The following is a 26260-nucleotide window of genomic DNA, read 5'->3' as shown; positions in this document are numbered from 1 at the left end:
CTATGGTTCAAGTTTGTGATGTAGCACGCCCTAAATTAGAGCTTCCTGATGGCCGTAAAAAATTACTTTTACACTCTTGCTGTGCCCCCTGCTCTGGTGAAGTCATGGAGGCCTTATTAGCTTCTGGTATTGACTACTCTATTTTCTTTTACAACCCAAATATTCATCCCGTTAAGGAATATGAGATTCGCAAACAAGAAAATATTCGATTTGCCGAAAAGCATGGGATTGAATTTATTGATGCCGACTATGACGTCGATAATTGGTTTGCTCGTGCTAAAGGCTTAGAAAATGCGCCTGAACGTGGTGAGCGTTGCACCATGTGCTTTGATATGCGTTTTGAACGTACTGCCTTATATGCCCACGAGAATGGTTTTGACTGTATTAGTAGCTCTCTGGGGATTTCTCGCTGGAAAGATATGAATCAAATTAATGGTTGTGGTGTCACAGCTGCTAGCCATTACCCAGACCTCGCTTATTGGACATATAACTGGCGTAAAGGCGGTGGCTCTGCACGCATGATTGAAATTAGTAAACGCGAGGAATTCTACCAACAAGAATACTGTGGTTGTGTTTATTCTTTACGTGATACTAACCGTCATCGTCAAAGCCAAGGTCGTGAACGTATTGAGATTGGTGTCAAATACTACTCTAATAAAGCTGAAGAATAATTTTTTATTATTAAAAGTAATAAAAATATAATATTTTATTTCTTTTGTTTTTAAGAAGAAGTCATTAAGATGTCGTTATGCGAGATAGTCATAACGACATTTTTTATTATAAGATTTTATTATTTTAAAGCTTTTGAGGTACATCCCATGTTTAAAAAAATCGCCCTTTTAGCGACTTCTGTTTTAGCCTTTAGCGTAGCAACACCTGCCATCGCTGCAGATAGCTTACTTGACCGTATTAATAACAAAGGCACGATTACTGTTGGCACAGAAGGCACTTATGCTCCTTTTACTTACCATGACGGTAGTGGCAAACTCACAGGTTATGATGTTGAAGTTACTCGTGCTGTAGCAGAGAAACTAGGCGTTAAAGTAGAGTTCAAAGAAACCGCTTGGGACTCAATGCTCGCTGGTTTAAAAGCGGGTCGCTTTGATTTAGTGGCAAACCAAGTTGCCTTAACAACACCTGAGCGTCAAGCAACATTTGATAAATCTTCTGTTTATAGCTGGAGTGGTGCTATGTTACTTGCTCGTGCTGATGAAACGCGCATCAGTAAAGTAGAGGATGTAAAAGGTTTACGTGCTGGTCAAACCCTCAGCTCAAACTACGGTGAATTAGCACAAAAATACGAAGCCAAAATCGTTCCTGTTGACGGAATGGCTCAAGCGTTAAAACTTATTCAAAATAAACAAGCTGATGTAACCTTCAACGACTCACTAGCATTATTAGACTACCTAAAGAAAAACCCTGAGTCTGGTTTAAAATCATTCTGGGAAGCTAGCGATAAAGTAGGTGCAGGTCTCATTGCAAATAAAGGCAATGATGAAGCACTTGCTAAAATTAGCCAAGCCATTGACGACTTACGTGCAGATGGCACATTGAAAAAACTTGGTGAACAATTCTTCGGTAAAGATATCAGTGTTAAATAATTTCTTAGCCTCCCTACCCTTTATGACCGAAACCCGTGCGGAATTGGTCATCAACGGGTTCCTCCCAATGGTTAAAGCAGCGGTACTGGTCTCAGTACCGCTTGCCATTGTGTCATTCTTTTTTGGAATGATTATTGCGGTGACTGTTGCCTTAATTCGTATTAATCAAAGCAATAGTATCTTTCATCGTTTTTTAGTTTTCTTTGTCAAAAGCTATGTGTCGTTAATTCGCGGCACGCCTATGCTAGTACAGATTTCCGTCGTTTTCTATGGTCTGCCGGCGCTCAATATTTTTATTGACCCTGTACCTGCTGCTATTATTGGTTTCTCACTCAATGTGGGGGCTTATGGCTCTGAAACAGTACGTGCTGCCATTTCCTCCGTTCCTAAAGGACAATGGGAAGCTGGATTTACGATTGGGATGACTTATTTCCAAACATTCCGTCGCATCATTGCACCACAGGCGTTTCGTGTGGCTGTCCCTCCACTAAGTAATAGCTTTATTGGTTTATTTAAGGATACTTCACTCGCCTCGGTCGTGACAGTCACAGAAATGTTCCGCGTCGCCCAGCAGATAGCCAACTCTTCTTATGATTTCTTGCCAGTCTATATTGAGGCAGGTTTAATCTATTGGTGCTTCTGCTTTGTTCTATTTATTATTCAATCTCGTGTTGAAAAACGCATGGATCGTTACGTAGCACGCTAAAAGGAAAGAACATGATTAAAGTTCGCAATATTCATAAAACATTTGGCGACAATCCTGTTTTACGAGGGATTGACCTCGACATTGAAAAGGGGCAAGTGGTGGTCATTCTCGGTCCTTCTGGTTCAGGCAAAACAACTTTCTTACGTTGTCTTAATGCACTCGAACTTCCAGAGCAAGGAACCATTGAATTTCAAAATAGCGACCCTCTCTTTATTGATTTTGCTAGCAAATCCGTCAAAAAAGAGATTCTAGCATTACGTCGAAAATCAGGCATGGTTTTCCAACAATACAATCTCTTTCCTCATAAAACAGCACTGGAAAATGTGATGGAAGGTCCTATTCAAGTGCAAAAACGTGACCCTAAAGTGGTTCAAGAGGAAGCTATTGCCTTACTCAGCAAGGTGGGACTAGCCGATAAAATTAATCTTTATCCTTACCAACTTTCTGGTGGACAGCAACAACGCGTGGGAATTGCACGTGCGCTCGCTATTCAACCAGAACTCATGCTTTTTGACGAACCCACCTCAGCACTTGACCCTGAGTTAGTACAAGATGTCCTCAATACGATGAAAACGCTTGCCAATGAGGGATGGACTATGGTGGTTGTTACGCACGAGATTAAATTTGCCCTTGATGTTGCAGATAAAGTGGTTGTGATGGACCATGGTCAAATTGTCGAACAAGGCTCTCCAGAGCAACTATTTAAACACCCTCAACATGAGCGCACCAAAGCATTTCTGCATCAAATCCGCGCTGATGCTTCCAACTAAAAAAGCGTATATGTCTGTATGGACATATACGCTTTATATCATCCGTTCAATGGGTGATTCTTTTTTATCAACGACCTTATCACGGTGACATCACGGGTTTTGCAGACTCTTGCGTACTCGGTGAAGTAATAAAACCTAATTTTTTCACGCCAGACCCTTTAGCCGCTGCCATAATTTGTGCAATCACTTCATAACGCGCATCTATATCCGCTCGTATACGAAAATCTGTTTCTGGCTCTGCTTTTGCTGTATTGACAAAAAACTCCTTCAAGTTTTCGATTTCCATTATAGAGCCATTGACGTGGATAATACCTTTATCATCAACGGCGATATCCACCGATTTTGGGTTTTCTGCGACAGCTTCTGCACTCACCTGAGGCACATCAATCTTGATGGAATGTGCTAATAGCGGTGCGGTAATAATAAAAATGACCAAGAGTACCAACATCACGTCGATAAGTGGCACCATATTAATTTCTGATACCGTACCTGATGTACTTTTTGACCCACTCGAATCAAAACTACCAAAAGCCATTTATTTATCCTCATTCATTGATAATTGTGCTTTTGAATCCACTTGTTGTCCTGTGGTTAAAAAGGCTAATAAATCATGGGCAAAACCATCTAAACGACTCAACACAACGCGGTTACGACGCACAAACGTATTAAACGCCAAGACCGCTGGAATCGCTACCGCCAAACCTAAACCTGTCATGATTAATGCCTCACCCACAGGACCAGCAATTTTATTAATGGATACTCCGTCAGTTAAACCAATACCTATTAGGGCATGGTAAACCCCCCATACTGTACCAAACAAACCCACAAATGGTGCTGTTGAACCAATAGAGCCCAACATCGTCAAGCCATTTTCTAAGCGTGCCGTTTCCTCATCAATGACTTTTCGCATTGTACGAATAACAAACTCGCCATCTGCACCCGCCTCTGCCAATTTGCTCGCACCATAACGTTTAAAATGATTATGAGCGTGCAAGGCTTCATTAGCTAAACGAGAAAAAGGATCCCCTGCTCCATATTGATGTAAGTCTTTATCCACTTGCTGTAAAGACGAAGCATTCCAAAAACGGTGTAAAAACTTTTCTGTACGATTTGACTGACGTATATTGGTTAAAGTTTTGACAATAATGATATACCATGTAATCACGGACATTAACACTAAAATACAAAACAAGCCCTTACCAACCATATCTGTCTGTTTAATAAAGCTCAACATATCGTGTTGCGGGGCGCTTGACTCTGCAATTTGTAGAGTCAGTCCATGAACAATATGTTCCGCAATATTTATAATTTCCGACAACATCTTTTATTTTCCTCTTATTTAAAATTAATTGGAATATCTGCCATTGACTCGCGTGGCACACCGTTTTCCGCATAAGGTCTAAAACGTGCTCGCTGTACTGCTCGCAATGCCTCTTTATTTAAGGCATCATAGGGTGTTCCTTGTTGAATAGACGCACTTTTCACCGAACCATTCGTCGCAATCAATACACGAATAATGACTAAACCTTTTTCTCCCCTCATTTGTGAAGAACGAGGCATAACAGGTTTAGGTTTCACAACATAATTTACCGTGGTCACCCGAACAGGAGCTTGCTTAATAGCACCACCTATAGGAGTAATATTTGGCTTACCTGTAGGCACTCCAAATGGTTTTATATTCTGTGCATTCGCATCTGTTTTCGTCGTTGCCACTGGAACAGATTTGACTGGCGTTTTTGTTGGTTTAGGTTTTTCTACCCTTTTTTCAACCTTTTTAGCTTGTACCTTCGGTTTGGGCTTTGGCTTTGGTGGAGGCTCCACTACAGGAGCTGGTTCTGGAGGAGGCTCTGGAATAGGCTCTGGTTCTGGTTCAGGCTCTGGTTCAGGCTCAGAAATAGGCTCCGGCTCAGAAATAGGCTCCGGCTCAGAAATAGGCTCCGGCTCAGATACAGGCTCTTCTGATGGCGGAGGTAAACTTTCTGTCTGTTCACCTTTTGGTAATTCTGGCACGGGTTCTTCAATCAAAGAGACAAAAACTGCCGACTCTTGCTTTACCTCTACCATCGGCGGCTCTGACTTTAGCGCTATAAGAGCCCCCATACCAGTCACTAAACCAACAGATCCAAAAGCCGCTATTAAGCGATGTATAAGGGGCGTTTGCGTACCGGAATGGGGAACCACAGACATATTTATAAAATACTTAACAAATAAAGCTAAAGATTATAACAAAATTTTTACTAAATGAGAATAATTATTATTGATATTATTATTTTAGAAATTTATATAAAAAAACCAGTCTAAGAAAGACTGGTTTTTTTCAATACAGTAAAGGATATATCCTACATAGATAAATCCACTACTCCATTATTATTGTGGTGTTACTTCTTTTGCTTGTGGACCTTTTGGACCATCAGCAACAATGTAAGAAACCACTTGTTCTTCTTTTAGTGTACGGAAACCGTTTACAACGATATCAGAATGGTGAACGAATAAATCTTTACCACCGTTTTGTGGTGTGATAAAACCAAAACCTTTTTCGTTATTAAACCATTTCACTTTGCCTAATTGTGCAGACATAATTTTTCCTCTTGAGAAAATAAATAATAAAAAGGACCCCCAAGAGAACAAAAGCATTAGGTCCAACGACAAAGATGCGGTATAGCTACTACTTGAAAATCAAGTATCCACTATGCACGCTATTTGAATGAAAGTCAATGTAAATCTAAGCTGTTGTTTTATCACCAATTTGAACCACTTTGCACCGCAACGCACCAAAACCGTGCATTTACGCACTCTTTTTAATCATTTGATACCAATAAATGCACATCTCTCCTACTCATTTCGGCCATTTAAAAGTTGGCACGGTATTTGCTAAAGGTAAAGCAAATCAATCTTCAATTTTTACTAAGGAGTTTTATATGAAATTAGTTACGGCCATTATTAAACCGTTCAAATTAGACGATGTACGTACGGCACTCGCTGATGTTGGCATCCAAGGCCTAACCATTACTGAAGTAAAAGGCTTTGGTCGTCAAAAAGGTCATACAGAGCTCTACCGTGGTGCAGAGTATGTGGTCGATTTTTTACCTAAAGTGAAATTAGAAATCGCTATCCGTGATGATCAAGTCGATTCCGCTATCGAGGCTATCTGCCAATCCGCTACCACGGGAAAAATTGGCGACGGCAAAATTTTTGTTAGCCATTTAGAACAAGCTATTCGTATCCGTACAGCAGAGTCTGGCGACTCAGCACTATAACCCTCAAGATTAATGACTTATTTAAAAGGAAGTAAAAATGAACAGTGCAGATTTAGTATGGGTCAGTATTTCAACTGTCCTAGTTTTAATGATGGTCGTTCCCGGACTTGCTCTCTTTTATGGTGGTCTCGTCCGCGCCAAAAATATTCTTTCTGTATTAGCACAAGTTTTAGCTGTTTTTTCATTAGTGCTCGTTTTATGGTTCGCTTATGGTTACTCACTTGCTTTTACAGAAGGCACTCCATTCTTTGGTAACCTTTCTCGTGCATTCTTCTCTGGTATGTACGATATTCCTAACGGTACTTTTGAATTATCTGGTGCCATTCCTGAGTTAAGTTTTGCCTCATTCCAAGCAACGTTTGCTGGTATTACTTGCGCACTGATTGTCGGTGGTTTTGCAGAACGCATGAAGTTTAGTGCTGTACTCATCTTTATTGGTATCTGGATGACGTTTGCTTATATCCCTGTCGCTCATATGATTTGGGCTGGTGATGGCTATCTTGCTGGTGATGCATTAGATTTTGCTGGCGGTACTGTAGTACATATCAATGCGGGTGTTGCTGCACTTGTTGCCGCTTACTATGTCGGCCCTCGCCTAGGTTATGGTAAAGAGGCCATGCAACCACATAATCTGCCAATGACTTTTATCGGTGCATGCCTATTATGGGTAGGTTGGTTCGGCTTCAATGCAGGTTCTGCACTAGGTGCAAGCAACGATATGGCATTAGCTTTCTTTAACACGATTATTGCAACCGCAGCAGGTGTATTAGCATGGTTAGCTTGCGAAGCATTACTACGTGGTAAAGGATCATTATTGGGTGGTGCATCAGGTGCTGTAGCAGGTTTAGTAGGCATCACACCAGCTGCTGCTCTAGTGGGTCCAGTAGGCGCTTTAATTATCGGCGCCATCACAGGTGCTGCTTGCGTATGGGGTGTTCATACACTAAAACGTCTGCTCAAAGCGGATGATACTCTTGACGTATTCGGTATCCACGGCGTTGGTGGTATTGTTGGTGGTATCTTAACGGGTATCTTTAATGCAAAACCACTAGGTGGTCCCGGCCTAGAAACATTAGCAGATATCCCAGGTCAATTATGGTTACAAGTCGAAGGTATGTTGATTGCAGCCGTGATTAGTGGTGTCGTTGCAATAGTAGCACTTAAAATTGCTGGTCTAATTACTGGTGGTATCCGTGTGACAGTGGATGATGAACGTCAAGGTCTTGACCTCTCTTCTCACGGTGAACAAGCTTACCAAAAATAAGCTCCACCCTATCACCGAGGCATACCCTCCCATATGCCTCATAAAAAAACTCGGGCTATCTAATTAACCCGAGTTTTTGTATGAGCGGCACTCAAATAATTTGTACCAGACTTACTTCTCTGGTGACGTCGCCATCAACTCTAAAAAAACATTCCAGCATTTTTCTACTGAAGCAATTTCCACACACTCCCGTGGTGAATGAGCGGCACGAATATTAGGTCCAAAAGAAATCATCTCCATCTGTGGGGCATGTCCTTTTAAGATACCACATTCAAGACCCGCATGCATCACTTCAATCGCCGGTGCTTGTCCATAGAAACGTGTAAATAAGTCCTGACAAAGTGCTAATAATGGAGAATTAGGTTCTGGTTTCCAACCAGGATAATCCGCTGCTAACACCAATTTAGCACCTGCTAAATCTGCCAAAGCCTGCAAGCGTGCAGATACATCATCTTTGGGAGTTTCTAATAGCGAACGCATCAGACAGCGAATAACTAACTCACCCTCTTTAATCAAGAGTACACCCATGCTAATAGATGTCTCAACGACTCCTTTAAAGTCATCACTCATACGCAATACACCATTAGGAATGCTACGAATGAGGTTTAACATCTTTTGACTATCCGTTGCTGAACATGCTGGAGGAACTTCAGTTAAAGCTTCTAGCGAGACTTCAATATTTGGTTCTACTGCCGCTAATTCTTGTTTAATCGTTGCTGTGATAGTTGTCAAAACATCCGTAGCAAGTGGCGAAGCACATACAATCGTTGCACTTGCCTCACGAGGAATCACATTACGTAGTGAGCCACCCTTAATATCTGCTAATTGCCAGCTACCCAATTTTGCAATTTCATGCAACACTCGTGCTAATAATAAATTTGCATTGGCACGTCCCGAATCAATATCAATGCCTGAGTGCCCCCCTTTTAGACCAGATACTTGCACGGTATAAGCATAACCTGTACCCGCTACTGGTTGGAACGGTAATGAAAAAGTCGCATCACGACCACCTGCACAACCGATAAATAAAATTCCCTCATCTTCTGAATCCAAATTAACCAGATAAGGCGCACTTAACCATTCTGCAGAAATCGCTCTCGCTCCCCCCATACCCGTTTCTTCTTCGACTGTCAGGACTAAGTCAATCGGTGGATGAGGAATATCATCAGAAAAAGCTAATGCCAAGCCCATCGCCGCACCAATACCATTATCCGCACCAAGCGTTGTATCATTGGCAAAAACCCATCCATCCTGAATGCTCATCTGAATAGGGTCAGTTTCAAAATTATGGATACTTGTCGTGCCCTTTTGTGCCACCATGTCGATATGTGCTTGAATCGCTACTCGCGCACGATTTTCAAGTCCTTGCGTACCGGCTTTTTTAATTAAAATATTACCAATCGAATCACGTTGAACATTGAGACCCTTTTGCTGTGCCTGTTGCACAATAAAATCACCCAATGCTTGCTCATGAAACGTTGGATGAGGAATACGACAAAAATCACTAAACCATTGCCACACCGCTTGGGGTGCGAGCGAAGAAACTTCTACTGTCATAACGATTACCCTAAAGAAAAACGGTACAATACCCTCATTGTACCGTATAAGTGCGTATAAGCTAAACCTAAACAAATAGCTTATACATAGTGTCTACTATTATCAACCTTAGCTAGCAAACTCTTCACGTAAAGTACGTTTTAATAGCTTACCTGCCGTATTACGAGGAAGCTCATCTTTAAAATGAACTTTCTTAGGTACTTTAAATGGCGCAATACGTTCTTTTGCAAAGTTAATTAACTCTTGTTCTGTTGCTGTGGTGCCTGCTTTTAGCGTTACCACGGCACATACCGCCTCTACCCATTTCTCATCAGGGATGGCAATCACCGCTACTTCCGCTACGCTCGGATGCTTATATAAACACTCCTCGACATCTCGACTTGATACTAATACACCACCAGTATTAATCACGTCTTTAATGCGATCAACGATATAAAGGAAACCATGCTCATCAAAGTAACCCATATCCCCTGAATGGAACCAACCACCCTCAAAACTCTCTTCAGTTTGCTCTGGTTTGTCCCAGTAACCACTCATCAGCTGCTTAGACTGATGAACAATCTCACCCACTTGACCTACGGGTACTGTATTCATCTTATCATCGACCACACGGGTCATTACATTCATCACAGGACGACCTGCTGAAGCTGGCGAAATCAGATGCTCTGCAGGATTGAGTACGGTTGCCAAGGGGCCGATTTCACTCTGTCCATAGCAGTTATATACGCCCATTTCTGGGAATAACTGACGAATTTCCTCTAATACAGGCAGAGGCATAATCGATGCACCATAGTAAGCCTTTTTCAGCATTTTCATCTTATCCACGCTGAATTCAGGATGACGTAAAAGTGAAATCCATACTGTTGGCGGAGCAAAGAACGTTGTAATATTCTCTTTCTCAAACCATAAGAAGCATACATCAGGTTTAGGAGCTGGGATAATAACCTGCGTGACACCTTGCAATAGTCCTGGCATTAAAAACACTTGCATTTGTGCTGAGTGATAAAGCGGCAAAGAGGTCAATGCCTTATCTGATGGCTTAATATCAAGCGCTTCAATCGCACTCATATATTCTGCATAAAGTGCCTCATGACTTAACATCGCTCCTTTAGGTAGAGAGGTTGTCCCAGACGTATAAAGAATTTGTGCAGGAGATTTTTCATCAAATGCCGTCAGTAAAACATCATCCGTATCACCCATAGGAAGCGTATTCTCAATAAACTGACGAATATCTTCCAGCACCACACTACCCGGTGTTGCAGGCTCATGTGGTGGCACAGCAGCCACACTAAGAATATCGTCTTGCTCTCCACCAAAGAAAGTCCCATATAAATCAAGATTCAAACGAGGTTGAATATTCGCCAGACTTTCTTTTAAATGAGGGTCACAAAATACCGCTTTCGCTTTTGACTGCGTCAAAATATAATGCAATTCATCACCTAGGAGCGCATAATTGACTGGTACATGCACCAACCCTAAACGATTACACGCTAACCAATACAATACATAAGCATCTGAGTTAGCCCCGTACGCTGCAACATGATCGCCTGCCTTTAAACCTTTTGATTTTAAATATAAAGCGATTTGCTGAACGGCTTTATCTACCTGTCTATACGTCCAGCGTCGGCGTTCAAATACCAAAGCTTCCTTATTGGGGAATTGTGCTACGGCTCTTTGAAAAGCTTCCGCCAAGGTAAAACGACGAGAATATTGGATAGATGTTGTCATATCAGCTCCTCTGACTATATTTTGATGTAATACTTCTACTATATAAAGGATTAATGCCCTTGAAAATTAGTAGTAATCACTAGAGTACTACGAGCATTTTTAATCACCACAAATACAAAGCCCTTCGTCACAAAACGAAGGGCTTTATCCATGCTTTAGTAGAGAAGTAGAGAGAGACTAAAAAACTATCGATATAGAATTTTTATCATTTATCCCTTAAAAAATCCACGCCTAAATTAGATATTTTCTCCATCAATAGGCGCTTTCATGATTAAGGCTAAATCTTCACTATGCATTAAATTTAAATAGCGCTGATATTGTTTTAGTATATCGGCAATCAACTCATCTTTTGACATGTACTGTACATCATAACCGACGCGACCATCACCAAAATACGTAAATGGCTCATGAACGACAGTCTTAGTTAAACCAGGCAATGCGCTCTCCTCTTTTAATGCCTCATGTGCCTTAGAGGTTTGTACTTTGACACCGTAGAGGAAATTACGCCACTGACCTTTTTCAATGATTAATTCCATCGCCATTTCGGGCTCATCAATACGATTTACCGTCACTTGCAACTGATGTTTACTCACCAATTCTGCACGTAAGGTTTCAAAAGCGGGACGGACAACATCTTTAAAGAAATTCTCCATATCATCCTCTTGTGTCTGGTGCAGAATCTGATTAAGTCGTTGTTTCCAACGGTCTCCGCTCCAGAAAACACTACCCGCATTAAGTTTTTGACTAAAATAACGTGCATCTGAACGCAAGCCTCGCATTAAGCTTACACACATTCCCACCATAATGACCACGAAGGGCAGCGCCACCAATAGCGTTACTGCCTGTACTGCACCTAAACCATCTGTACGCAATAAAGCAATAGCCATCGTAATGAGAATAACACCCCATAAAACACTTTGCCATTTCGGTGTTGGCTTACTACTTCCCCCTGAGGCAATATTATTTAAAACAATAATACCCGAGTCTGCTGAGGTAATAAAAAACAAGGCCAAAATCACCATAGCGACAAAACTACTCACGCTAGACAATGGGAAAAACTCTAAGAATTTAAATAATAAAATCTCGGGCTTTGATGTCAGTTCTGCTAAAACACCGCCACTTAACTCATTTAAATAAATACCTGAATTACCGAAAATCGTAAACCATAACAAACTAAAAGCTGTCGGCACAATGAGTACACCCATCACAAACTCACGCACGGTACGTCCACGAGAAATACGTGCAATAAATAAGCCTACAAAAGGTGCCCATGATGCCCACCATGCCCAATAAAGAATCGTCCAACCTGTAAACCAACCTTGATGAGCATCGTCATACGCAAATGTTCTAAAACTGATTTCTGTTAAATGACTAATATAGTAGCCCGCATTTTCTGCGAATGTGGCAAGCAATTTAACCGTTGGCCCTGCAAATAAGACAAATAACATCAAGGCTAAAGCCAATAGCAAATTCATCTCACTTAAACGACGAACTCCTTTGCCTACACCCGACACGGCCGATAAAATCGCTACGGATGTCACAATCACGATAATAATCGCTTGTTGTGAAAAACCAATCTCACTCACTAAGCCAATATTTTGTAAGCCTGAGTTTAATTGAATTGCACTAAAGCCTAAGGTAGTCACAATACCAAAAACCGTTGCTAAGAGACCAAATCCATCAATCACGTGCCCTGCTGCACCATGAATTTTGTCTTTCAACAAAGGGTAAAAAGTCGAACGCAATGACAAAGGTAAGCGATAGCGGTAACCAAAGAACGCCAACGCTAATGCCATCGTGCCATAAATTGCCCAAGGATGTACACCCCAATGGAAAAAAGTATAGAGCATGGCATTCTTAGCAATATTGTCCTCTGTAATAGGAGAGGCATAATGCATCATCGGCTCAGCAACACCAAAATACATAAGACCAACGCCCATACCGGCAGCAAAAAGCATGGCTACCCATGAAAAGAAAGGATATTCTGGATCCTCATCATCCGCACCTAAACGAATATCGCCTAAACTACTAAAGATAAGCACAATAAGAAACGCAAGAAACAGCGAAACAGCCAGAATATAAAACCAACTAAAATGGCTAAAAGTAAATTGTTGTGCCACATCTAAAGTGGCTTTCATTTTTTCGGGAACCCACATCCCCAATGCACCGATGATTATCATAAAGATAAAACTCGGGATAAAGACCTTAAGATTAAAAGTCGTCTTCATTTTTACTCCCTAATGAGTTCTACTTTACTGGGTCTCATAGAAATAAGAATAATAGCGAGACACCATAAAGTAGCACTATGGTTAAAAAATGCGCGTGCATCCGTTCACGCCACGCAAGAAATGCTTATACGAAAGCAATGATTGAAATAGCCCAAAGGCAAAAAGAAATAACTCCTAATATACGACAGGCTCAAATCGCACCAAGGTATTCTTTACTCTGTAGAACACCATATAAGCCAAACCCATTGTAACAGATTTTATAGAAAGCAAAAAACCACATTAAAATCGCCGAAATGATAAGCTTTCAGTCTATAATAGAACGTTATAGGCAAAAATGCCGCTATTTTATTGATTATTCGCTTTCATTGAGTTTTATAACTATGTTAGAACAATACCAACCCCAAGTTGTTGAAAAAAATGCACAAAAACAATGGGCAGACGGTGATGTATACCGTGTAACTGAATATGCCAAAGACAAAAACGGTAATGACAAGCCTAAGTACTACGCTTGTTCGATGTTACCGTATCCAAGTGGCAAACTGCATATGGGGCACGTACGTAACTACACTATCAATGATATGCTCGCTCGCCAACTACGCATGAAAGGCTACAATGTCCTTATGCCTATGGGGTGGGATGCTTTCGGTATGCCTGCGGAAAATGCTGCCATTAAATCTAAAGTACCGCCGGCACAATGGACATATGCCAACATTGATTATATGAAAAAACAATTAAAATCAATGGGCTTGGCAATTGACTGGTCACGCGAGATGACCGCTTGTGACCCAGAATACTATCGTTGGAACCAATGGATGTTCCTCAAAATGCTAGAAAAAGGCATTGCTTACCGTAAAACACAAGTCGTAAACTGGGACCCTGTTGATCAAACGGTATTAGCCAATGAACAAGTCGTTGATGGTCGTGGTTGGCGTTCTGGTGCTTTGGTTGAAAAACGTGAAATCCCGGGCTATTACCTCCGTATTACAGATTACGCTGAAGAGCTTCTTGACTGCGTCAAACACAAAATGGATGGTTGGCCAGAGCGTGTTCGCGTGATGCAAGAAAACTGGCTAGGCAAGAGTGAAGGCGTGCGTTTTGCCTTCCCTCACGACATTAAAGATGAGGCTGGTAATCTTATCCAAGACGGTCGCTTATATGTCTTTACCACACGTCCCGATACGATTATGGGTGTGACATTCTGCGCTGTTGCTCCTGAGCACCCACTCGCTACCGAAGCGGCACGTCGCAACCCTACCCTCACAGCCTTTATCGAGCAGGCCAAATTAGGTGGCACCACAGAAGCAGAAATGGCCACCAAAGAAAAAGAAGGCGTACCAACAGGACTATTCGTTACACATCCCCTTACTGGTGAACAAATCGAAGTCTGGGTCGGTAACTATGTTCTGATGAGCTATGGTGATGGCGCTGTGATGGGTGTTCCTGCACATGATGAACGCGACTTTGCCTTTGCTAAAAAGTATCATCTCGCTATCAAACAGGTCGTTGCCATTGAAGGCAAAGACTATTCAGCCGACCAATGGCAAGAATGGTATGGTGATAAACAACAAGGCGTTTGTGTTAATTCAGGCTCACTAGATGGTCTTAATTACAAGCAAGCCGTCGATGTTGTTGCAAACACATTAAGCGACAAAGGTCTTGGCGAAAAACAAACCACATGGCGTTTACGTGACTGGGGTATCTCTCGCCAACGTTATTGGGGTACACCAATCCCTATTATCCATTGTCCAGACTGCGGACCAGTACCTGTTCCAGAAAAAGATTTACCCGTCGTATTACCCGAAGACCTCATTCCTGACGGCACAGGTAATCCACTCAACAAATCTGAATCTTTCTTAAAATGCCAATGTCCTAAATGCGGTCAAGATGCTCGTCGTGAGACAGATACCATGGATACTTTTGTAGACTCTTCATGGTATTTTATGCGCTATACCTCTCCCGGTAATTCTGAAGCTATGTTTGATGCTCGCAATGATTACTGGATGCCAATGGATCAATATATTGGTGGTATCGAACACGCTGTGATGCACTTGCTTTATGCACGTTTCTGGTCAAAAGTCTCTCGTGACCTAGGCTTAGTCAAATATGACGAACCTTTTACTAACCTACTTACTCAAGGCATGGTATTAAACCATATCTATACTCGCCGTAACGAAAAAGGTGGGATTGAGTATTTCTGGCCAGATAAAGTCGAAAACATCTATGGTGATCGTGGTCAAATTATCGGCGCTAAGTCTCTTGAAGATGGTCTAGAGGTGACCTATGCAGGTATCGGCACCATGTCTAAATCAAAAAATAACGGTGTAGACCCTCAATCTATTATCGATACGATGGGTGCAGATACGGCGCGCCTATTTGTCATGTTTGCAAGCCCTCCAGAGCAAACGCTCGAATGGTCTACTACAGGCGTTGATGGCTCAAACCGTTTCTTGCGCCGCCTATGGGTAATGGCGTATAACCACAAAGATATCGTTGCTCGTGCGCCAGTTACTTTACCCGACTTTAGCCATGCACCGAAAGAAGTTAAACAACTTCGCTTAACAGCACATCAGTTATTACGTCAAGCCAATTATGACTATGAGCGCATGCAGTACAATACGGTGGTTTCTGCCAATATGAAACTCCTAAACGCTATTGAGGACGCCAAACTAGAGCAGTCTGAATATAGTGATGCCGCTCTCAAAGAAATCATCGGTATCTTATTACGTATGCTATACCCTGCCGTGCCTCACATTACTTATCAATTATGGCAGGATTTAGGCTACGATAAAATCTATGGTGATTTATTAGATGCGCCTTGGCCAGAAGTCGATGAATCAGCTCTTGTCGCTGATGAAATTGAAATGATGCTACAAATTAACGGTAAATTACGTGGCTCTATTATGGTCCCGAATGGTGCTTCTAAAGAAGATATCGAGCATTTAGCATTAGCACACCACCAAATTACCAAGCATCTTGAGGGGCGTGCACCAAAACGCGTTATCGTTGTTCCCGGCAAACTCGTTAACGTCGTAGGCTAACCCCTGAATAACTAAATAAGGAGTTGCTTTATGCTTAAACATTTTCTAACTACCCGCCGTTATTTAGTCGGCTTTCTTATGCTAAGTCTGCTATTAACAGGCTGTGGGTTTAAGATGCGCGGTCAGACAGACTTACCTTTTACCTCGATTTATAGCAATATTTCGCGTAACTCGAGTTTCGGTATTTATATCTACCGTCTGCTTAAAGCAAGCTCTCCTAAAACCGTAATGGTGGACAGTCCACAACAGGCTGAGCTGATTATTACTCAGTTAGCACTTAATCGCACTCGTACAGAGGTTTCTCTTGATGCTGACGGTGCTGTCGAAGAATACGAACTTGGTCTAACTTTCCAATTTAGCGTTTCTGATATAGCTGGAAATGTGCTTATAGAACCTACCATACTAACTGCCTCACAATTACTTCCTTATGATGAGCAAGAATCGTCAGCAAAATCGGCGGAAATGGTGCTTATTTATAACAATATGGAAAAGAGTATTGCCGAACGACTTTATCGTCGTATTACATCTGAGGATTTAATACATCGTTATCGTCAATTAAATCCTTCAAAATAAGAGATGGCAACTAAAATACGCTACGATGCTTTTGCACAATATCTGCAAAAGTTAGGTAATAAGGTCGATAATTTCTACTGTGTCATGGGAGAGGAACTTCTATTACGCAACGAGGTAATCGACCTTATCCGCCAACACTGTCGACAGCTAGGCTTTAGTGAGCGTATCAGTCTTGTCCTAGAGGCTAACGGTCCTTGGCATAAAATCCAAGAAAACGTACAAAGTACGTCTCTTTTTGCTGAACAAAAAATCCTAGAAATTACCATGCCTAGCGGCAAACCGGGGCGTCTAGGTGGACCAGCACTCACCCTATTGTCTGAACAAGTTCAGCAAGGTGCTATGCAAGATATTACTATCATTTTGAGCCTTCCTAAACTGGATAAAAAAACGTTGGACAGTAAATGGTTTAAAGCGATTGAAAGTGCTGCCATCCTCATCGATATTCCACAGATTAGTCGTGCACAATTACCTAATTGGATTAAACAAAAATTAGCACTACAATCTCAACAAATTGACGCTGACGCTCTGAATTTTATTGTTGAAAAAGTTGAAGGCAATTTATTTGCTGCACATCAGGAAATCCTAAAACTCGGTCTTATTCATCCCCAAGGACATATTGATATACAAAGTATTCAACAAGCAGTAGCGGACTCAGCGAAGTTTGATGTGTTTCAACTCACCGATGCTATGCTGGCTGGTGATGCCAAACGTAGTACACGCATTCTCCAAAGTCTTAAAGATGAAGGTGAAGCATTACCGATGATTTTAGCCATGATTGCTCGAGAGATTCGTACTCTCTATACATTAGCACAAACTAAACGTAGTGGCGGTAATATCACTCAAGCAATGAGTTCACTGCGTATTTTTAGCTCACGCCAAGGTTTATTTAACGGAGCATTAAATCGACTTAGTTTGCCTAAAATTATGGGCTTAGTCCAACATGCCAGCGATATTGATCGCTTATTTAAGGGCTATCCCGTTGAGGGTCGTCAAAAAGATGCATGGCAAGAGCTTCAACGCTTAATCGTTAAAACAGCAGAAAACGGTACTCTTTAAATTTTTTCGATGCATACCACAAAAGGTAACTCGTATGACAACTTCTTCACTACACGATACTATGCAAACTATTGGCCAACAAGCCAAAGCTGCCGCAAAAGCAATGCGCGCTGTTTCACAACAACAAAAAATCAAAGCGCTACTCTATCTAGCCGATAAAATTCAAGAAAATGCAGATTATCTAAAAGCAGAAAATGCCAAAGACCTTGCTGCAGCAAAAGAAAATGGACTTACGCCGGCTTTATTAGACCGACTCACCCTCTCTGATAAGTCTATTCAAACAATGGTCGCGGGTGTACGACAAATTGCACATTTAGATGACCCTATCGGTAGTTTGAGCTCGACTCGTATTCTCCCCAATGGTATGCAAATTGCCAAAATGACCATTCCTCTTGGTGTCATCGGTATTATTTATGAGTCTCGTCCTAATGTGACGATTGACGCAGCAGCACTCTGTTTAAAAGCCGGTAATGTCGCTATTCTCCGTGGTGGTAGTGAAGCTTTTTATTCCAATACAGCCCTCGCCTCTTTGATTAAAGAAGCCCTAGCCTATGCCGGCTTACCTGATGCTGCTGTTCAAATTATTCCTACAACAGACCGTGCTGCTGTTGGGCATTTAGTCACCATGACTGACTATATTGATGTTATTATTCCTCGTGGTGGCAAAGGTCTGTTACAGCGTTTAGCCAATGAGGCCAAAGTACCGTTAATTATGCACTTAGATGGCAATTGCCATATGTATTTGGATCGTAGTGCCAACCTTGATATGGCGATTGAGTTAGCTTTCCATGCAAAAACCTATCGTTATGGTATTTGTGGCTCATTAGAAACCCTATTAGTCCACCAAGATATTGCCTCTCAAGTCTTACCTACGTTAGCTCAAAAATTCACAGAAAAATCTGTCGAAATGCGTGGCTGTCCTCGTACACTAGAAATTATCCCTAGTGCTACACCTGCTTCAGAGTTTGATTGGCAAACGGAATATCTTGCCCCTATTATCGCTATCAAAATTGTTGATACGATAGAACAAGCTATTAACCATATCGAACAATATAGTTCAGGACATACCGAGTCCATCATCACAGAAGATATGCATGCAGCTCGACAATTTCAATTACTCGTTGACTCTGCTGGAGTCTATGTGAACCTTCCTACAGTTTTTGCAGATGGTTTTGAGTATGGACTAGGAGCAGAAATTGGTATCTCAACCAATCGTTTACATGCTCGAGGACCTGTTGCCGTAGAAGGTTTAACAACGTACAAATGGGTACTCACAGGTGATGGACAAATGCGTTCTTAAGGAAACATGATGCTTTATTTATGGTTAAAAGTATTACATCTCATTTTTGTTATTTCGTGGTTTGCAGGGTTATTTTATTTACCTCGTATTTTCGTCAATCTTGCACAAAACCAACATAATCCTGTGATTTACGATTACCTTCTCGGCATGTCTAAACGTCTACTGCGTTTTATGACCATTATTGCTGTTCCTGCGATTATTTTTGGTCTTTGGTTAATGATTCAGTTTAAAATAGGTAGTGGGATGGGGTGGCTACACGCTAAATTGCTCTTTGTGGCATTTCTCATGCTATTCCACTATTCTTGTTTTAGAATCCATCGCCAATTTGAACAAAAGCAAAATACACGATCACATATTTTCTTTCGTTGGTATAACGAAATTCCCTTACCTTTATTGCTTGCTGTTGTTGCGCTAGTGATGATTAAACCCTTTTAAAAACTATGTCAGAAGAAACCCCTCGTAAAAAGCTTAGCATTAGCCTTAAACGCAATAACGCTACAGGTACAGAAAAACCTCGTCTACGCACAGGTGCTCGAGCGCGTAATGTGGCTATCAATGAAATCACAAAGCAAGTAGCTGAAAGTGCTGCCGCTGCCGTTGCAAAACCACCTCGTACAGAGCGTAAAGCACGCAGTTTCGACCGTCTAGAACGTAATGAGCGCTATGACCGCTATGAAGAAGAAGGCTATAAACGTCCACGTACAGCAGGCTACTCACGCCATCGCCAAAGTTTAGAGGATCGTCTTGCCGGTGGCGGACGTCCGGGTAGTCGTTTTAAACCTAAATCAGATTTTGTGGCACCTACCACTTACCCTAGCTACCAAGGGGATACGTTTCCTGTTTTTGCCCCATGCCCTATTGGTTTAGAGCAAGCATTAGCTGCTGAGCTAGAGGCTCTGGGTTTTGACAAGATCAAAACAGGACGTTCAGGGTGTTCATTTAGCACCGATTGGACGGGTGTCATGAAAGCCAATCTCTACTCACGTTTAGCCACACGCATCCTCGTACAAGTTGCTTACGCTAAAGTTAGCGATGAAGATGAGATTTACGAATTAGCACGACAAGTCCCATGGGAGCGTTGGTTTGGTGCAGAGCAGACATTGCGGGTCGATACATCCGCCATTCGTAGCCCTATGCAGAGCTTACAGTTTTGTAACCTACGCGCTAAAGACGGTATTGTCGACCATCTCCGCGACTTAGAAGGACAACGCCCTAATATCGATACTGTTCGTCCTGATGCCAAAGTTCACCTATTCCTTGATAGTGAATCGGCTACCCTCTATCTCGATACTTCTGGCGAATCGCTTTTTAAACGTGGTTGGCGTTATGACAAAGGACAAGCTCCTTTGCGTGAAAATCTTGCTGCAGGTATTTTGGCACTCGCTGGCTGGGATCCTAGCCAACCCTTATTTGATCCATTTTGCGGTAGCGGTACTATCTTGATTGAGGCGGCATGGATTGCTCGTGGCATTCCACCGGGCATTAATCGTCCATTTGCCTTTGAGCGCTTACGTGGCATGAATCGTAAAACATGGGCAGAACTTAAAGAGCAAGCTTTCGATAATATTCTTCGTGATGTCGAAATCCCACTGTTTGGTTCAGACTTAGATAGTTCCGTTATCCAAGCTGCCCAAGCTAACTTAGGACGCGCAAAATTATCTGAGCATAGCGTGCGTTTTAGTGTAGGTAATGCTTTAAAAGCAACAGCGCCTACCAACACCCCAGGTTTTCTGATTACCAATCCTCCTTATGGTGAGCGTTTAGGCGCCGAAGATGAAACATTCTGGCGTGACTGGTCTAGTGTACTGAAGAACTCCTTTGCCAATTGGCATGTTCATGTAATTACCAATGATATGGATTTTCCCAAAAAATTACGTTTAAAACCTAACCGTCGCACCCCTGTTTTCAATGGTGATATCGAATGCCGCTTATTTGGTTTTGAAATGGTATCCGATAGTTATCGCAATAAATAATATGTTAGCTCGCCCATCACGTTTTAAAATTTTTGCTAGCCAAATGTATGAGGGAATGCTATTACTTGCCCTTATCTTTGGTACGGCGTATATCTTTGACAGCCTAACCCAACGCACAGATGCACATTATCTTTTTTATGCCAGTCAAACTGTGCTTTTTACTGTGATAGGTTTGTATTTCATCCTCTCATGGAAACGCAAAGGTCAAACCCTCCCTATGAAAACATGGAGCATTGGCTTACGTACCCGAGATAATCAGCAACCATCCTTGAAGCAATATATCATCCGCTATATCACTTCGTGGATACTGCCATTGATTGGAGCTTATGGTGTACATCTCCTCTCTCAATATCTGGGTTGGAACTCTGTCACTATTCTCATCGTTTTTGCCCCCTTTCTAAATTTTGTGTACTCATGGTTTGATAAAGATGGGCTTTTCTTACACGATCGATTAGCTGGCACGCAACTGGTTGATTTAAAGGCACGTAGCTCTAATTAAACTCTCCGCATGGTCTGCTCATTAGCACTCTCACAAAAACCTATGGAGAGAACTTGATGTACCGAGCGAGTTTGCAAACGGCAAGCGTTAAGCTACGCACTTTGCTGTCCGAGCGAATACACAAGTTCTGTAATAGGTGATGGTGATGGAGTAACACGAACAACTGCACGAAACGAGTAGCAAGCCTTGTTGCTATTAGTATTGCTTATCCGACCACACTGCAGACAGTTCACTCTTGCTCCGGAAAGTGCTTCGCCGTTTCCAATGTCGCTACGAGTGAATGTCTCTCCGTGTGGTCTTCCCATAACGAGCACGATCATCCAAGCCAGTTTGCCAGAGAATATAATTGCTTGTTAGCGGTAGAATGTTTACTCAAGCACTTAAAGGTTTGCGGAGACGTTTCGATGCACAAAGCGAGTTAGGCGAACGAAGTGAGGCTCTGTCCGAGCGACTGCGCGGAACGTGCAGCGAACCTGATGGTTAGTTAGCACTTATGATGGCAAGCGACTGCACGGACACAAAACACTTTACGTTTTTTGATACATTAAAAGACTAGTAATCTTTACCCATAAAAACTATAATAACATCAGGAAAAATTTAGCTTTTTAGCAATTATGTCGGCAAAAAACTCAAACCAATACGATTCACTTTACGACAACTACGAATGGTTTGTCCCTAGTAATTTCAATATCGCCAATGCATGTTGCCATCGGTGGGCCAGTAGCCCACACGAAGCACGTCAAGCAGCGATTTATTTTGAGGATCAAGTAGGACAACTCACCAGCCTCTCTTACGGACAATTATCCGAGCGAGTCAATAAGCTCGCCAACGGATTTATCCGTATGGGTGTGCATCCTCAGGATCGCATTGCTATTGCCTTACAACACTCTGCCGAAACCGCCATTACTATTCTAGCCGCTATTAGCGTAGGTGCTATTGCTGTCCCTCTTAAAGCAGGTTTAAGCAATATTGATTATGACAAGCGTCTCGTCGATATCGTCGCTAAAATCGTTATTGTTGATAAGCATACGATTGGTCCAGTCACCAATGCCATTGATCACAATCCTGTTTTACGACAAAGTCTCAAACAAATTATCGGTATTAATACCGATGACGAGCGTGTTATTCCTTGGCGTACTTTATTAGCTCGCCAGCCAAGTCAATTTACGACTGTGGTAGCAACGCCTGATACACCTGCTTTATTATTTTATCCTGATAATACGGAACCTCTACAAGCTACAGTCGTCACACACGAGGCATTAATAGGTGCTTTACCCGGTTTTGTTTCATCACAAAACTGGTTCCCCAAAAAATCAGATATTTTTTATACCACGTATGACTGGAGTACACCTATCGGTTTGCTAGGTGCCTTACTTCCGACACTTTATTTTGGTCGTACCATCGTTGGTTGCCCTAGTGGGCGTACTATTCCGCGTTTATTTACACTATTAGAGCATTACCCTATTAGCAATATGTTGGCTTCTGCAGACGAGCTTCGTCGTATTGCCAGCTACAAAGATCCCTTAAATCATTTTGACTTGGCTCTGCGTTGTATCTCTTGCCCAGAACAAGATAGCTCACCAGAGTTAAATCATTGGGTCAAAGAGCGTTTTGGTTTTACGCTCAATCATATTTGTATGCCACTGGGTTTTTCCTATATTGTAGGTGAATCTGCGGAGAAATGGCCAAGTAAAACAGGCTCTATGGGACGGGCTATTCCCGGCCATCGTGTCGCCATCCTCAATGAAAAAGGTGACAAACTCGAAGCCGATAAAGTGGGTTTCTTATGCGTCCACAAAGACAACAAAGAAGATGACCCAGATCCAGGTCTTTCACTCCATTTTTGGCAACAAGGTCGTTTACAAGAACTTGCACCCTTAAGCCAAAATTGGTATAACACAGGGATACGTGCTCGCCTAGACAAAGAAGGTTACTTCTGGCGAGATACAAGCAACCCTACTATTTAAAAAGGCTATCTATAACAGTATAAATAGCCTTTGGAGCAACATCGGAGACACCCTTATGGCTATTTATCAACTCGGTAACCTTACCCCTAACATCGACCCTAGTGCCTATATCTTTGACAATGCTGTCATTATCGGCAATGTTACCCTCAAAGCCAATGTCAGCATTTGGCCCAATGTCTCTATCCGTGCTGACAATGATAGTATTATCATTGATGAAAATAGCAATATCCAAGAAGGCAGTATTCTACATATTGATACCGGCACACCGATGTATATCGGTAAAAATGTCACCATTGGTCACCAAGCCATGTTACATGGCTGTACGATTGGCGAAGGCAGTTTAATTGGTATGCAGGCTATCGTACTCAACAATGCTGTTATTGGCAAGAATTGCATCATTGGTGCTGGTGCCATTGTCACCGAAGGCAAAGTTATTCCTGATAACTCACTCGTCATTGGCATTAATAAAATAGCACGTACCCTAACGGACGAAGACCTCAAAAGAGCCCATGAAGGAACAGCACATTATGTTCATCAAGGTGCTAACTATCGCGACAATCTGAAACGCATAGGATAGGTCTTGTTTTATATTTAAACAACCCCATATAGTTTTGCATGAAAGACTCACTTAAAAAATATTTATTCGAGGATCGTAGCTTACGTGTCCAAACCGTTAACCTCAGCCAAACATGGCAAGATACCTTAGAACATCAGCAATATCACCCTGTTCTTCGTAACTTACTTGGTGAGCTTAGCGCTGCAGCCGTATTGCTTGCCTCAAATATTAAATTTGATGGCTCACTCGTCCTGCAATTGCAAGGAGACGGCCCTATTGCTCTCATCGTCGTAGAATGCAATCAAGCACTTCAAGTCCGTGCAACCATTAAAACACGCCAAGAGTTTGTGATTAAAGACACAGATAATCTCCAAAGCCTGCTCAATGCTAATCATAATGGTCGCTTTATTGTTGTACTTGACCCCAATAATCGCCAAGAAGGTCAGCAAGCTTACCAAGGAATTGTTCCTCTTACTGGAGAAACCGTCGCTGATGTACTTTCGCTCTATATGCGTAGTTCTGAGCAATTGGATACTCGCCTCTATTTAGCTGCCAATGAGCATAAAGCAACGGGATTATTATTACAGCGCTTACCTCACGGCGGTGGTAAAGAGGTCGATAGTGCTATCGCAGAAAGCTCTTGGGAACGTGCAGTACATTTGACCAATACCATCAAAGCGGATGAGCAATTAGCGATTGATGAAGATACGCTTATTCATCGTCTCTTCTGGGAAGAAAATCTTATCCCTTACGAACCTCAAGCGGTATCTTGGTATTGTAACTGCTCGCGTGAAAGAGTCGCTGATATGCTCAAAATGCTCGGCATTGCCGAAGTAGAAAGTATTCTTGCCGAACAAAACGAAATCAAGGTTCATTGTGACTTCTGTGGCAAACCTTATACCTTTGATGCCATTGATAGTGCCAAACTTTTTATAGCCGGTGCAAGTTCTCAAGAAAGCCAGCACACACATTAATAAACACAGGTCTGACAACTAGGCTATTTTTATCCATCTGTAGTTTCCACAATAGTTTTTTGGACTAAACACTAGCACACTAATTACTCTTATTCATCAGGGGAATCAGTGTGCTAACTTCTTTTTTTTATCGCCAAGCTTTTTCAAGCACAGAGTTTTTATTAACGGCCATACCTACCCTACTCTTAGGCATGGGAGGATACGAGCTAACGCGTTGGCATCATACTCGCCATTTACTTAATCTTGCCTTAGTAGAAGCCGCAAGAGCAGGTAGCGTACATCATGCTATGCCAGAGCAAATAGCCCATCACTTTGAACAAGCACTCGACCCTCTTTTTGCTTCAGCGCCTGACCCTAGTAAGCAGAAACAACGTTATCTACAAAAAGTCGAAAACATCACTCAATTACCTGCTTGGCGAATCATTTTACAATCACCGACACACGAACATTTTCTCGATTTCCACCGTAAAGACCTCGATATTGCCCAACAAACCGGACTTTACGCCATTGATAATAATTACCAAAAAGAGCAACATCATCGTAAAGGTTTAGGCTCTCTATCACAAGAAAGCATTTATGAAGCAAACACGCTCTCTATGTCTTTAAGCTATGCTTACGAACCTATTGTACCCGGGATGAAATTTCTCTTTAAGCAGCTCCGACATTTTTATACAGAAGCGCATACCGCCACCCTGCTTTCTCATGGTTTTCTACCCATACAACACGATTTGTCTATCAGTATGCAGTCACATCCTGTGCAATGGCAAAGTACGACAAAAGTAATCACTAGTCACCCTAGTACAAAGGCAATCACCACTAACCACCCAAGCCATATACCAACCACAGAGGTTTGCCATGGCATCTGGTGCGATCCTCATACGCAATCAACCGTATCAGCCAATCGCACATCTTTACCCACGCCATCTTCACCTAGTTCACCCTCAAACACCTATCCCTCATCAACACCAGCGCAGGGATATACTCCACCAACAGAAGAAACACCGTCTACTGTAGAAAATGCCACAACTGTGCCTGACCACAATCATCCACTATGTGGGATTAGTCTTTGTTGCGCCTAAGTGCTAAATCATACACTCGATAAGGCGCACCCCTTCTACTAAGCAAACAATGTAGCCCTGCATGATAAATACCGTCAGATATTTTTAAAAAACCTATTAAAAATTTTATTTTCATAGATAAAAGCTTTAAAATA

At 42.0% G+C, this 26260-nt stretch carries 24 protein-coding genes; 17 read left to right on the top strand and 7 right to left on the bottom strand.

Annotation, left to right across the window (positions count from 1 at the left end; translation table 11 throughout):
- Positions 1 to 2: 2 nt before the first annotated feature.
- The 4 genes from HKX39_RS09695 (at position 3) to HKX39_RS09680 (ending at position 3077) form a co-directional block, all read left to right on the top strand.
- Positions 3 to 671 (top strand): epoxyqueuosine reductase QueH, encoded by a 669-nt coding sequence (locus tag HKX39_RS09695; protein ID WP_171681163.1) that lies wholly within the window; start codon positions 3 to 5, stop codon positions 669 to 671.
- Positions 672 to 818: 147 nt separating this feature from the next.
- A complete protein-coding gene (locus HKX39_RS09690) occupies positions 819 to 1601 on the top strand; it encodes an amino acid ABC transporter substrate-binding protein (protein ID WP_171681126.1) in 783 nt (260 codons plus the stop codon).
- A complete protein-coding gene (locus HKX39_RS09685) occupies positions 1591 to 2307 on the top strand; it encodes an amino acid ABC transporter permease (protein ID WP_171681125.1) in 717 nt (238 codons plus the stop codon). The genes HKX39_RS09690 and HKX39_RS09685 overlap by 11 nt, the downstream gene beginning before the upstream one ends.
- A gap of 11 nt (positions 2308 to 2318) precedes the next feature.
- Positions 2319 to 3077 carry an amino acid ABC transporter ATP-binding protein gene (locus HKX39_RS09680; protein ID WP_171681124.1) on the top strand — a complete coding sequence of 253 codons (759 nt, stop codon included), beginning with the start codon at positions 2319 to 2321 and terminating at the stop codon, positions 3075 to 3077.
- 79 nt (positions 3078 to 3156) lie between these two features.
- On the opposite strand, the gene HKX39_RS09675 is transcribed toward HKX39_RS09680, so the two are convergent.
- The 4 genes from HKX39_RS09675 to HKX39_RS09660 form a co-directional block, all read right to left on the bottom strand.
- Positions 3157 to 3612 carry an ExbD/TolR family protein gene (locus HKX39_RS09675; RefSeq protein WP_171681123.1) on the bottom strand — a complete coding sequence of 152 codons (456 nt, stop codon included), beginning with the start codon at positions 3610 to 3612 and terminating at the stop codon, positions 3157 to 3159.
- Complete coding sequence (locus tag HKX39_RS09670; protein ID WP_171681122.1) at positions 3613 to 4398, bottom strand: MotA/TolQ/ExbB proton channel family protein; 786 nt, start codon at positions 4396 to 4398, stop codon at positions 3613 to 3615. It abuts the gene before it with no gap.
- Positions 4399 to 4412: 14 nt separating this feature from the next.
- Complete coding sequence (locus HKX39_RS09665; protein WP_171681121.1) at positions 4413 to 5264, bottom strand: energy transducer TonB; 852 nt, start codon at positions 5262 to 5264, stop codon at positions 4413 to 4415.
- Between the two features lie 180 nt (positions 5265 to 5444).
- Positions 5445 to 5654: a cold-shock protein gene (locus HKX39_RS09660; RefSeq protein WP_171681120.1), complete on the bottom strand. Its 210-nt coding sequence runs from the start codon at positions 5652 to 5654 to the stop codon at positions 5445 to 5447.
- Positions 5655 to 5995: 341 nt separating this feature from the next.
- On the opposite strand from HKX39_RS09660, the gene glnK reads away from it, so the two are divergent.
- Together glnK and HKX39_RS09650 are read left to right on the top strand one after the other, a co-directional pair.
- Positions 5996 to 6334 carry a P-II family nitrogen regulator gene (glnK, locus tag HKX39_RS09655; RefSeq protein WP_171681119.1) on the top strand — a complete coding sequence of 113 codons (339 nt, stop codon included), beginning with the start codon at positions 5996 to 5998 and terminating at the stop codon, positions 6332 to 6334.
- A 37-nt stretch (positions 6335 to 6371) separates the two neighbouring features.
- Positions 6372 to 7598 carry an ammonium transporter gene (locus tag HKX39_RS09650; RefSeq protein ID WP_171681118.1) on the top strand — a complete coding sequence of 409 codons (1227 nt, stop codon included), beginning with the start codon at positions 6372 to 6374 and terminating at the stop codon, positions 7596 to 7598.
- Positions 7599 to 7709: 111 nt separating this feature from the next.
- Here the strand turns inward: HKX39_RS09650 and HKX39_RS09645 are convergent, their stop codons facing one another.
- The 3 genes from HKX39_RS09645 to HKX39_RS09635 all read right to left on the bottom strand — a co-directional run bounded on the left by HKX39_RS09645 (position 7710) and on the right by HKX39_RS09635 (position 13111).
- On the bottom strand, positions 7710 to 9155 hold the full coding sequence (locus HKX39_RS09645; protein ID WP_171681117.1) for an aminoacyl-histidine dipeptidase: 1446 nt from the start codon (positions 9153 to 9155) through the stop codon (positions 7710 to 7712).
- A 108-nt stretch (positions 9156 to 9263) separates the two neighbouring features.
- Positions 9264 to 10883 carry a fatty acyl-CoA synthetase gene (locus HKX39_RS09640; RefSeq protein WP_171681116.1) on the bottom strand — a complete coding sequence of 540 codons (1620 nt, stop codon included), beginning with the start codon at positions 10881 to 10883 and terminating at the stop codon, positions 9264 to 9266.
- A gap of 236 nt (positions 10884 to 11119) precedes the next feature.
- Positions 11120 to 13111: a BCCT family transporter gene (locus HKX39_RS09635; protein ID WP_171681115.1), complete on the bottom strand. Its 1992-nt coding sequence runs from the start codon at positions 13109 to 13111 to the stop codon at positions 11120 to 11122.
- A 380-nt stretch (positions 13112 to 13491) separates the two neighbouring features.
- On the opposite strand from HKX39_RS09635, the gene leuS reads away from it, so the two are divergent.
- The 11 genes from leuS to HKX39_RS09580 all read left to right on the top strand — a co-directional run bounded on the left by leuS (position 13492) and on the right by HKX39_RS09580 (position 26126).
- Positions 13492 to 16149, top strand: a complete 2658-nt coding sequence (gene leuS / locus HKX39_RS09630) for a leucine--tRNA ligase (protein WP_171681114.1) — start codon at positions 13492 to 13494, stop codon at positions 16147 to 16149.
- 30 nt (positions 16150 to 16179) lie between these two features.
- Complete coding sequence (locus HKX39_RS09625) at positions 16180 to 16722, top strand: LPS-assembly lipoprotein LptE (RefSeq protein WP_171681113.1); 543 nt, start codon at positions 16180 to 16182, stop codon at positions 16720 to 16722.
- A gap of 3 nt (positions 16723 to 16725) precedes the next feature.
- Complete coding sequence (holA, locus tag HKX39_RS09620) at positions 16726 to 17778, top strand: DNA polymerase III subunit delta (RefSeq protein WP_171681112.1); 1053 nt, start codon at positions 16726 to 16728, stop codon at positions 17776 to 17778.
- A 34-nt stretch (positions 17779 to 17812) separates the two neighbouring features.
- Positions 17813 to 19078: a glutamate-5-semialdehyde dehydrogenase gene (locus HKX39_RS09615; protein WP_171681111.1), complete on the top strand. Its 1266-nt coding sequence runs from the start codon at positions 17813 to 17815 to the stop codon at positions 19076 to 19078.
- Positions 19079 to 19087: 9 nt separating this feature from the next.
- Positions 19088 to 19513 carry a CopD family protein gene (locus HKX39_RS09610; RefSeq protein ID WP_171681162.1) on the top strand — a complete coding sequence of 142 codons (426 nt, stop codon included), beginning with the start codon at positions 19088 to 19090 and terminating at the stop codon, positions 19511 to 19513.
- Positions 19514 to 19518: 5 nt separating this feature from the next.
- Complete coding sequence (locus HKX39_RS09605) at positions 19519 to 21051, top strand: THUMP domain-containing class I SAM-dependent RNA methyltransferase (protein WP_171681110.1); 1533 nt, start codon at positions 19519 to 19521, stop codon at positions 21049 to 21051.
- Position 21052: 1 nt separating this feature from the next.
- Positions 21053 to 21550 carry an RDD family protein gene (locus HKX39_RS09600; protein ID WP_246226159.1) on the top strand — a complete coding sequence of 166 codons (498 nt, stop codon included), beginning with the start codon at positions 21053 to 21055 and terminating at the stop codon, positions 21548 to 21550.
- A 614-nt stretch (positions 21551 to 22164) separates the two neighbouring features.
- Positions 22165 to 23517 carry an AMP-binding protein gene (locus tag HKX39_RS09595; protein WP_171681109.1) on the top strand — a complete coding sequence of 451 codons (1353 nt, stop codon included), beginning with the start codon at positions 22165 to 22167 and terminating at the stop codon, positions 23515 to 23517.
- Positions 23518 to 23572: 55 nt separating this feature from the next.
- Positions 23573 to 24094 (top strand): gamma carbonic anhydrase family protein, encoded by a 522-nt coding sequence (locus HKX39_RS09590; protein WP_171681108.1) that lies wholly within the window; start codon positions 23573 to 23575, stop codon positions 24092 to 24094.
- A 38-nt stretch (positions 24095 to 24132) separates the two neighbouring features.
- Entirely contained in the window at positions 24133 to 25047 is a 915-nt protein-coding gene (hslO, locus tag HKX39_RS09585; RefSeq protein WP_171681107.1) for an Hsp33 family molecular chaperone HslO, read from the top strand.
- Positions 25048 to 25157: 110 nt separating this feature from the next.
- Positions 25158 to 26126 (top strand): TadE/TadG family type IV pilus assembly protein, encoded by a 969-nt coding sequence (locus tag HKX39_RS09580; protein WP_171681106.1) that lies wholly within the window; start codon positions 25158 to 25160, stop codon positions 26124 to 26126.
- The last annotated feature ends 134 nt before the right edge of the window (positions 26127 to 26260 follow it).

Source organism: Pelistega suis (assembly GCF_013133795.1).
GTDB lineage: Bacteria > Pseudomonadota > Gammaproteobacteria > Burkholderiales > Burkholderiaceae_B > Taylorella > Taylorella suis.
Note: the sequence above shows the minus strand (reverse complement) of the source record. Positions and strands in the feature narration are given on the sequence as shown.

Excerpts from the sequence above, each read along its gene's own strand:
- HKX39_RS09660 (WP_171681120.1), bottom strand. The coding sequence starts at position 5,654 with ATGTCTGCACAATTAGGCAAAGTGAAATGGTTTAATAACGAAAAAGGT.
- glnK (WP_171681119.1), top strand. The coding sequence starts at position 5,996 with ATGAAATTAGTTACGGCCATTATTAAACCGTTCAAATTAGACGATGTA.
- HKX39_RS09670 (WP_171681122.1), bottom strand. The coding sequence starts at position 4,398 with ATGTTGTCGGAAATTATAAATATTGCGGAACATATTGTTCATGGACTG.
- HKX39_RS09610 (WP_171681162.1), top strand. The coding sequence starts at position 19,088 with ATGCTTTATTTATGGTTAAAAGTATTACATCTCATTTTTGTTATTTCG.
- HKX39_RS09615 (WP_171681111.1), top strand. The coding sequence starts at position 17,813 with ATGACAACTTCTTCACTACACGATACTATGCAAACTATTGGCCAACAA.
- HKX39_RS09605 (WP_171681110.1), top strand. The coding sequence starts at position 19,519 with ATGTCAGAAGAAACCCCTCGTAAAAAGCTTAGCATTAGCCTTAAACGC.
- HKX39_RS09625 (WP_171681113.1), top strand. The coding sequence starts at position 16,180 with ATGCTTAAACATTTTCTAACTACCCGCCGTTATTTAGTCGGCTTTCTT.
- HKX39_RS09590 (WP_171681108.1), top strand. The coding sequence starts at position 23,573 with ATGGCTATTTATCAACTCGGTAACCTTACCCCTAACATCGACCCTAGT.
- HKX39_RS09645 (WP_171681117.1), bottom strand. The coding sequence starts at position 9,155 with ATGACAGTAGAAGTTTCTTCGCTCGCACCCCAAGCGGTGTGGCAATGG.
- HKX39_RS09635 (WP_171681115.1), bottom strand. The coding sequence starts at position 13,111 with ATGAAGACGACTTTTAATCTTAAGGTCTTTATCCCGAGTTTTATCTTT.
- HKX39_RS09650 (WP_171681118.1), top strand. The coding sequence starts at position 6,372 with ATGAACAGTGCAGATTTAGTATGGGTCAGTATTTCAACTGTCCTAGTT.
- HKX39_RS09695 (WP_171681163.1), top strand. The coding sequence starts at position 3 with ATGGTTCAAGTTTGTGATGTAGCACGCCCTAAATTAGAGCTTCCTGAT.
- HKX39_RS09680 (WP_171681124.1), top strand. The coding sequence starts at position 2,319 with ATGATTAAAGTTCGCAATATTCATAAAACATTTGGCGACAATCCTGTT.
- HKX39_RS09640 (WP_171681116.1), bottom strand. The coding sequence starts at position 10,883 with ATGACAACATCTATCCAATATTCTCGTCGTTTTACCTTGGCGGAAGCT.
- HKX39_RS09665 (WP_171681121.1), bottom strand. The coding sequence starts at position 5,264 with ATGTCTGTGGTTCCCCATTCCGGTACGCAAACGCCCCTTATACATCGC.
- HKX39_RS09675 (WP_171681123.1), bottom strand. The coding sequence starts at position 3,612 with ATGGCTTTTGGTAGTTTTGATTCGAGTGGGTCAAAAAGTACATCAGGT.
- HKX39_RS09600 (WP_246226159.1), top strand. The coding sequence starts at position 21,053 with ATGTTAGCTCGCCCATCACGTTTTAAAATTTTTGCTAGCCAAATGTAT.
- holA (WP_171681112.1), top strand. The coding sequence starts at position 16,726 with ATGGCAACTAAAATACGCTACGATGCTTTTGCACAATATCTGCAAAAG.
- hslO (WP_171681107.1), top strand. The coding sequence starts at position 24,133 with ATGAAAGACTCACTTAAAAAATATTTATTCGAGGATCGTAGCTTACGT.
- HKX39_RS09690 (WP_171681126.1), top strand. The coding sequence starts at position 819 with ATGTTTAAAAAAATCGCCCTTTTAGCGACTTCTGTTTTAGCCTTTAGC.
- HKX39_RS09595 (WP_171681109.1), top strand. The coding sequence starts at position 22,165 with ATGTCGGCAAAAAACTCAAACCAATACGATTCACTTTACGACAACTAC.
- leuS (WP_171681114.1), top strand. The coding sequence starts at position 13,492 with ATGTTAGAACAATACCAACCCCAAGTTGTTGAAAAAAATGCACAAAAA.